At 46.9% G+C, this 6,127-nt stretch carries 8 protein-coding genes and 1 other RNA gene; all 9 read left to right on the top strand.

Features of this window, described 5'->3' with window-relative positions; genetic code table 11:
• Positions 1 to 733, top strand: a 733-nt coding sequence (gene dndD, locus RMO52_RS12540; protein ID WP_310414615.1) for a DNA sulfur modification protein DndD, incomplete at its 5' end; no start/stop codon positions are given.
• A 74-nt stretch (positions 734 to 807) separates the two neighbouring features.
• Positions 808 to 1,224: RNase P RNA component class A (rnpB, locus tag RMO52_RS12535), an RNA gene on the top strand.
• A 28-nt stretch (positions 1,225 to 1,252) separates the two neighbouring features.
• Positions 1,253 to 1,957: a ribonuclease III gene (rnc, locus tag RMO52_RS12530; protein WP_396134963.1), complete on the top strand. Its 705-nt coding sequence runs from the start codon at positions 1,253 to 1,255 to the stop codon at positions 1,955 to 1,957.
• Positions 1,958 to 2,101: 144 nt separating this feature from the next.
• Positions 2,102 to 2,299 (top strand): 50S ribosomal protein L35, encoded by a 198-nt coding sequence (gene rpmI / locus RMO52_RS12525; protein WP_295615932.1) that lies wholly within the window; start codon positions 2,102 to 2,104, stop codon positions 2,297 to 2,299.
• A gap of 116 nt (positions 2,300 to 2,415) precedes the next feature.
• On the top strand, positions 2,416 to 2,772 hold the full coding sequence (rplT, locus tag RMO52_RS12520; protein ID WP_309744430.1) for a 50S ribosomal protein L20: 357 nt from the start codon (positions 2,416 to 2,418) through the stop codon (positions 2,770 to 2,772).
• Positions 2,773 to 2,887: 115 nt separating this feature from the next.
• Positions 2,888 to 3,679, top strand: coding sequence for a transporter substrate-binding domain-containing protein (locus RMO52_RS12515; protein WP_310414614.1), 792 nt, complete (start codon positions 2,888 to 2,890; stop codon positions 3,677 to 3,679).
• Positions 3,680 to 3,987: 308 nt separating this feature from the next.
• Positions 3,988 to 4,527 (top strand): tetratricopeptide repeat protein, encoded by a 540-nt coding sequence (locus RMO52_RS12510; protein WP_309744434.1) that lies wholly within the window; start codon positions 3,988 to 3,990, stop codon positions 4,525 to 4,527.
• 83 nt (positions 4,528 to 4,610) lie between these two features.
• Positions 4,611 to 5,357: a 3-oxoacyl-[acyl-carrier-protein] reductase gene (fabG, locus tag RMO52_RS12505; RefSeq protein WP_309744436.1), complete on the top strand. Its 747-nt coding sequence runs from the start codon at positions 4,611 to 4,613 to the stop codon at positions 5,355 to 5,357.
• 179 nt (positions 5,358 to 5,536) lie between these two features.
• Positions 5,537 to 6,004: a tRNA adenosine(34) deaminase TadA gene (gene tadA / locus RMO52_RS12500; protein WP_309744438.1), complete on the top strand. Its 468-nt coding sequence runs from the start codon at positions 5,537 to 5,539 to the stop codon at positions 6,002 to 6,004.
• Positions 6,005 to 6,127: the final 123 nt, after the last annotated feature.

The raw sequence follows: 6,127 nt of genomic DNA, 5'->3' as shown, positions 1-6,127 counted from the left end.
CGATCGCCAAATTGCTGAAGCCGCATCGCCAGAAGAATACATCCGCCTCAAAGCCCAAGAAAGTACCGCTCGCGAACTAGTATCCCAACTCAAAGCCGATAAAATTACCAGCGAACGCCGCCATCAAGAACTCGACCGAGTTATTACCAAAACCAGACAAGAATTAGCAACTTATACCGAAACTAATATCAGCCTAAAAAACGATCGACATATTATCGATTCGATCGCTAAAGTTAAAGCAACATTAGAAGTATTTAAAGTCAAGCTTACTCTCAAGAAAATTAACAAACTCGAAAACGAAGTTACCGAATGTTTTCGCTATTTACTACACAAATCCGAACTCGTCCAACGCGTAACGATCGATAGCAGCACCTTCGCCCTAACGCTCCACGATCGCGAAGGTAAATTGTTACCAAAAAACCGCCTCTCCGCCGGGGAAAAACAACTGCTCGCGATCGCCTTATTATGGGGGTTGGCACGCGTATCGGGACGACAATTACCGATCGCGATCGATACCCCGTTAGGAAGATTGGATTCCTCCCACCGTACCAATCTAATCGAACGCTATTTTCCCGCAGCCAGTCAACAAGTAATCTTATTATCGACAGATACCGAAGTTGCCGAAACTGAAGTAACAAATTTACGAGAGCGCGGCGCAATTACCCGCGAATATACACTAGAACACAACTCCAGCGAACAGCGCACCCAAGTTCGATCGGGATATTTTTGGTAGAAGTGATACTTTTGTTCGATCTCTACCATCTACCCCCTACCGACAACGACCCTGTACAATAAGGAATTGAGAAAAGAGTCGGTGAGGTGGTTGCGAGTTTGCTAGTCGAATTCGAGGAAAGTCCGGGCTTCCCAAAGACCAAACTTGCTGGGTAATTCCCAGTGCGAGCGATCGTGAGGATAGTGCCACAGAAAAATACCGCCACGGGAAGTGGATAGTGAATAGTGAATAGTGAATAGTTTTTTCTATCCACTATTCACTGTCCACTATCCACTACCTGCGGTAAGGGTGCAAAGGTGCGGTAAGAGCGCACCAGCAGTATCGAGAGGTACTGGCTCGGTAAACCCCGGTTGGAAGCAAGGCAGGGGCAATGGTTGGTTTTTTCCCTGTTCCGTTTAGATCCGCTTGAGGTACTTGGTAACAAACTACCCAGATAGATAACCACCGTCTCGCAAGAGATAACAGAACCCGGCTTACTTCCGACTCTTTTCTCCATTTTTTGAGCGAGTAAAAATACTGATGCACCCACGGCGACAACAGGAATTAGGAAAATTAATGATTCGGTTGGGATTGCCAGGAGATACACAGATCGATTGGGCGCTGTTGGATATTGCCTTGACGCATCCGACAGTGGGAGTGCCCAATTACGAGCAGTTAGAATTCATCGGTGATTCAGTCGTCCGGTTGGCGGCATCCGAATTTTTGTGGGAAACTTATCCCGATAAGTCGGTGGGTGATTTTTCGGCGATTCGGAAGGTATTGGTGAGCGATCGCATTTTGGCGCAACTCGCTGATGGATACGGATTCGATCGCTATCTGACTCTAGCTGCTTCGGCGGTGGGCGATCCTTCTGGGCGAGTGTCGCGGCTGGCTGACGCGTTTGAGGCGGTACTCGCCGCGCTGTATCTGACAACTAATAATCTAAAGTTAGTCCGTCCCTGGTTAGATCCGCATTTTCAGCAACTAGCAACCGAAATTCTCCAAGATCCCGCGCGTCAAAACTATAAGGATGCGCTCCAAGAGTGGACGCAAGCGCACTATAAAGCGTTACCAGAATACCGTGTCTACGAAGATCCGCTCAAACTCGACAGGTTCAAACGCTTTATCGCCGAAGTCTGGTTCCGCGATCGACATCTGGGCACAGGTACGGGACAATCAAAGAAAGCCGCCGAACAAGCTGCGGCGAAGGTCGCTTTTACTCAGGTAATGGGGAATAGGGAATAGGTATTAGGCTTTGGGCTTTAGGTATTAGGGCAAGAAAGGGGAACACGCTCCGTCCCTAAAGCCTAAAGCCCAAAGCCTAACACCTATCTATTTATGGGATCGATCGAGTACAATAATAAATTGTGTCTAAACATATTTACTCCAATGCCGAAACTCAAAAGCCGCAAAGCAGCAGCGAAGCGTTTTCGCGCTAGTGGCACTGGTAAAATCATGCGTCGTAAGGCGTTTAAAAGCCACCTGCTCGAACACAAAAATGCCGATCGTCGTCGGAGCCTATCCAAGGCAACTGCCGTTGACGAGACTGATGTACTCAGAGTACGCGGGATGCTCCCTTACTTGTAACTGTCCACCTGGATAAGTGCAGTAAATCACAACTGGTAGCTTGAGGACTGAGATCGTAAATCGCGATCGATAATGCCGTAGAGCAATTTTAATCACCAAATCACCTAATTTAAACTATGACTCGGGTAAAGCGCGGTAACGTGGCGCGGAAGCACCGCAACAAAATTCTCAAGTTAGCAAAGGGCTTTAGAGGTTCTCACTCGAAACTCTATCGGATTGCTAACCAACAAGTAATGAAGGCATTACGGAATGCCTATCGCGATCGTAAGAAGAAAAAACGCGATTTTCGTCGTTTATGGATCGCCCGGATCAATGCAGCTTCTCGTCAACATGGCATGAGCTACAGCCAATTGATCGGCAACATGAAAAAAGCTGACATCCAACTCAATCGCAAGATGCTCGCGCAAATCGCGATCCTCGATCCCGCAAGTTTCGAGCAAGTAGTCAAACTCGCCGCAGCCGCAGCACAATAGCCTAATACAGACTGTAGGTTGGGTAGAGGAACGAAACCCAACTATCCCATCAATGGTGGTAAGAGTTGGGTTTCACATTCGCTCGATCCAGCCTACAAATATCTACTAATTAGGCATGAAAAATAAAGCTAAATCACATCGATTCAAATCTTTATTTTTCATGTTATTATCGATCGCGAGTATCGATCTTTCCCGATCGGCTCAAGCGGGAACGCTCAAAGAAATTCAGCAACGTAGGCAATTAATCGTTGCAGTCAAAGATAACTCACCACCATTAGGTTTTCGAGATCGATCGGGAAATTTACAGGGCTTGGAAATCGATATCGCCCGTAAATTAGCTACCGAAATATTTAATAATCCCGATGCAGTTAAACTAGTACCAGTTACTAATCAAGATCGGCTCAAAGTCGCGATCGATGGTACTGTAGATTTGACAATTGCCAGAGTCACAATTACCACAACTCGATCGCGAGTAGTTGATTTTAGTCGGCGTTATTATCTCGATGGTACGGCAATAATTACCAATCGACCGAACATTACTAGAAGTAGCGATTTAGCTGGTAAAAAAGTCGCAGTACTCAATAACTCCACCACGATCTCTGCCGTCCAATATTTCATCCCTACAGCTAAATTAGTCGGTGTCGATAGCTATCGCCAAGCCCAACAATTGCTCGCTAGTGGCAAAGTTGTCGCCATCGCCGCAGATCGGAGCCTCCTCATCGGCTGGAGCAAAACCGCGCCAAATTATCGTCTATTACCCGACAAATTATCGATCGAAGCCTTGGGCATTGTCATCCCTAAAGGATTACAATACGATCCATTGCGGCAATTAGTCGATCGCTCGATCGAACGTTGGCAAGCCGACGGCTGGCTTGGACAGCGGATTCAGTATTGGGGATTGCAGTAGAGGACTGGGAGACTGGGGGACGGGGAGCGAAAAGTGCGATCTTGGGGTTTCCCCAAGTAGAGCACCTTTTCAAGACAGACGGGGAGACTTGGGGACTGGGAGACTTGCATTAAAACTCTCTATCCACTATCCACTATCCACTATCCACTATTCACTATCCACTATTCCCTAGTTAATTGTTATCAAGCCTAAGACATATAAGTTGGCTCTCAAGTTATCATAGATAGTCAGGTATTGAGTACCTCGTGGATCGAGGAGCCAATCGCCCCTAGCCACTGCTTTTATTAGTTACTACCCACTGCTTACCAATGGACTTTTCAGACAAAAATTTACTCGTAGTTTACCTGGGTGCCTTCTTGCTCCTATTGAGTGTGGCGGCTGTTGCTATCCTCAGACAAATTTTGAAGACTCAGAAAATTGAAAACGCACTCAACAAACTAGAAAAGAAACTCAAAAGTGAGCGCGGCACGATTCCAGAATATTACGAATTAGGTAGTATTTATCTGGAGAAAAGAATGTTTATCCAAGCCATTATGATGTTCAAAAAAGCTATCAAGCTGGAAGATGGATCGAGTCCAGAAATGTCTCCAATATACAATGCTCTCGGTTATGCTTATTTTGGACAAGAACAGTACGATTTAGCAATTCGTCAGTACAAAGAAGCAATCAAGCTCGAACCAGAGTATGTGATGGCGATGAATAATCTCGGACATGCGTACGAACAAAAGAAACTCCCATCTCAAGCTTTAGATATTTACGAACAAGCCTTGGCATTAGAACCCGAAAATGAAACAGCTAAACGACGTAGCGACTCGCTTCGTCGTCGGTTGGTGGTAAGCAGTAAATAATTGATAATTAATAATTGATAATTGATAATTAATGAGCGCTCGATCGCGTAAGATCGACATTTGTGTAGATGGAGAAGTTGAGAATGTCTGATTTATTAGCCGGAAAAGTCGCGATCGTGACGGGTGCATCCCGAGGAATCGGTCGTGCGATCGCGTTAGAATTAGCCAGCGTGGGCGCTAAAGTAGCCGTTAATTATGCTAGTTCTAGTGGTGCTGCGGATGAATTAGTGGCTCAAATCGTCGGTAGTGGTGGTGAAGCGATAGCGATTGGGGCTGATGTCTCCAAAGCCGACCAAATCGATGCACTCGTCAGTACCGTGATGGACAAATGGGGACGCATCGATGTCTTGGTTAATAATGCCGGAATTACCCGCGATACGCTGCTATTGCGGATGAAGATCGAGGATTGGCAAGCTGTCATCGATACCAATCTCACGGGCGTATTTTCCTGCACCCGCGCGGTGAGCAAAATCATGCTCAAACAAAAGTCCGGCAGAATTATCAATATCGCCTCAGTCGCAGGACAAATGGGCAATCCAGGGCAAGCAAACTACAGTGCGTCCAAAGCTGGGGTAATCGGCTTCACCAAGACAGTAGCCAAGGAATTGTCCACGCGGGGAATTACTGTCAATGCGGTAGCACCGGGTTTTATCGCCACAGATATGACAAACGATCTCAAAGCGGAAGGGATTTTACAATTCATCCCCCTGGGTAGATACGGACAACCCGAAGAAGTTGCCGGAATGGTGAGATTTTTAGCCGCAGATCCAGCGGCGGCATATATTACTGGGCAAACCTTTAATGTCGATGGTGGGATGGTAATGGCATAAGTGATTTCATTAGCAAGTTGTTAGCCATGTTGGCTCTCCTGCTATTTTGGGGAAATAGCTTACTTAAACATCAATCGCTCGTGCCATCAAAACCCCTTTCCCCTTTCAATAAGTCTTGCTTATCACCATAACTGCTGGAGAGCCGCCATGTCCTCACCTTTAACTTCTTCTCGCTGGCGATGAATATAGATTTCCAGGTACATCAACGCTGGATGGGACGATCGATCGAGTTGGCTACTCAGGCGGGAAATGCGGGCGAGGTGCCTGTTGGGGCGATAATCATCGGCCCTGAAGGTGAGATAATTGCTGAGGGTGAAAATCGCCGCGAACGCGATCGCGATCCGACAGCTCATGCGGAAATTGTGGCGATTCGAGCGGCGGGAGCAGATCTAAATAGTTGGCATCTCGATCGCTGTACGCTATATGTGACGCTCGAACCCTGTCCGATGTGTGCTGGGGCGATCGTTGCGGCGCGGCTGGGGTTGTTGGTATATGGGGCTGATGATGCTAAGACGGGGAGCGTGCGGACGGTGTTAAATATTCCAGACAGTGCGGCTTCCAATCATAAGTTAACTGTCATTGGCGGCATCTTGGAATCTACTTGTCGTCAACAATTACAGGCTTGGTTTCAGAATAAGCGAATTTAGCGTTCCAATTGTAGATAAATAACATCAGTTCGGGTTAAGAATACTAGCTTCGTTCTATTACCGCCACCGATTGTGTCTTGTCGCGCTGTCTTGTCGTTTTTTTATTCGGGGGGAACCCCCGAA

The sequence above is a fragment of the Chamaesiphon sp. OTE_8_metabat_110 genome (assembly GCF_031382685.1).
GTDB lineage: Bacteria > Cyanobacteriota > Cyanobacteriia > Cyanobacteriales > Chamaesiphonaceae > Chamaesiphon.
Note: the sequence above shows the minus strand (reverse complement) of the source record. Positions and strands in the feature narration are given on the sequence as shown.

Excerpts from the sequence above, each read along its gene's own strand:
- rpmI (WP_295615932.1), top strand. The coding sequence starts at position 2,102 with ATGCCGAAACTCAAAAGCCGCAAAGCAGCAGCGAAGCGTTTTCGCGCT.
- rnc (WP_396134963.1), top strand. The coding sequence starts at position 1,253 with ATGCACCCACGGCGACAACAGGAATTAGGAAAATTAATGATTCGGTTG.
- fabG (WP_309744436.1), top strand. The coding sequence starts at position 4,611 with ATGTCTGATTTATTAGCCGGAAAAGTCGCGATCGTGACGGGTGCATCC.
- rplT (WP_309744430.1), top strand. The coding sequence starts at position 2,416 with ATGACTCGGGTAAAGCGCGGTAACGTGGCGCGGAAGCACCGCAACAAA.
- RMO52_RS12510 (WP_309744434.1), top strand. The coding sequence starts at position 3,988 with ATGGACTTTTCAGACAAAAATTTACTCGTAGTTTACCTGGGTGCCTTC.
- tadA (WP_309744438.1), top strand. The coding sequence starts at position 5,537 with ATGAATATAGATTTCCAGGTACATCAACGCTGGATGGGACGATCGATC.
- RMO52_RS12515 (WP_310414614.1), top strand. The coding sequence starts at position 2,888 with ATGAAAAATAAAGCTAAATCACATCGATTCAAATCTTTATTTTTCATG.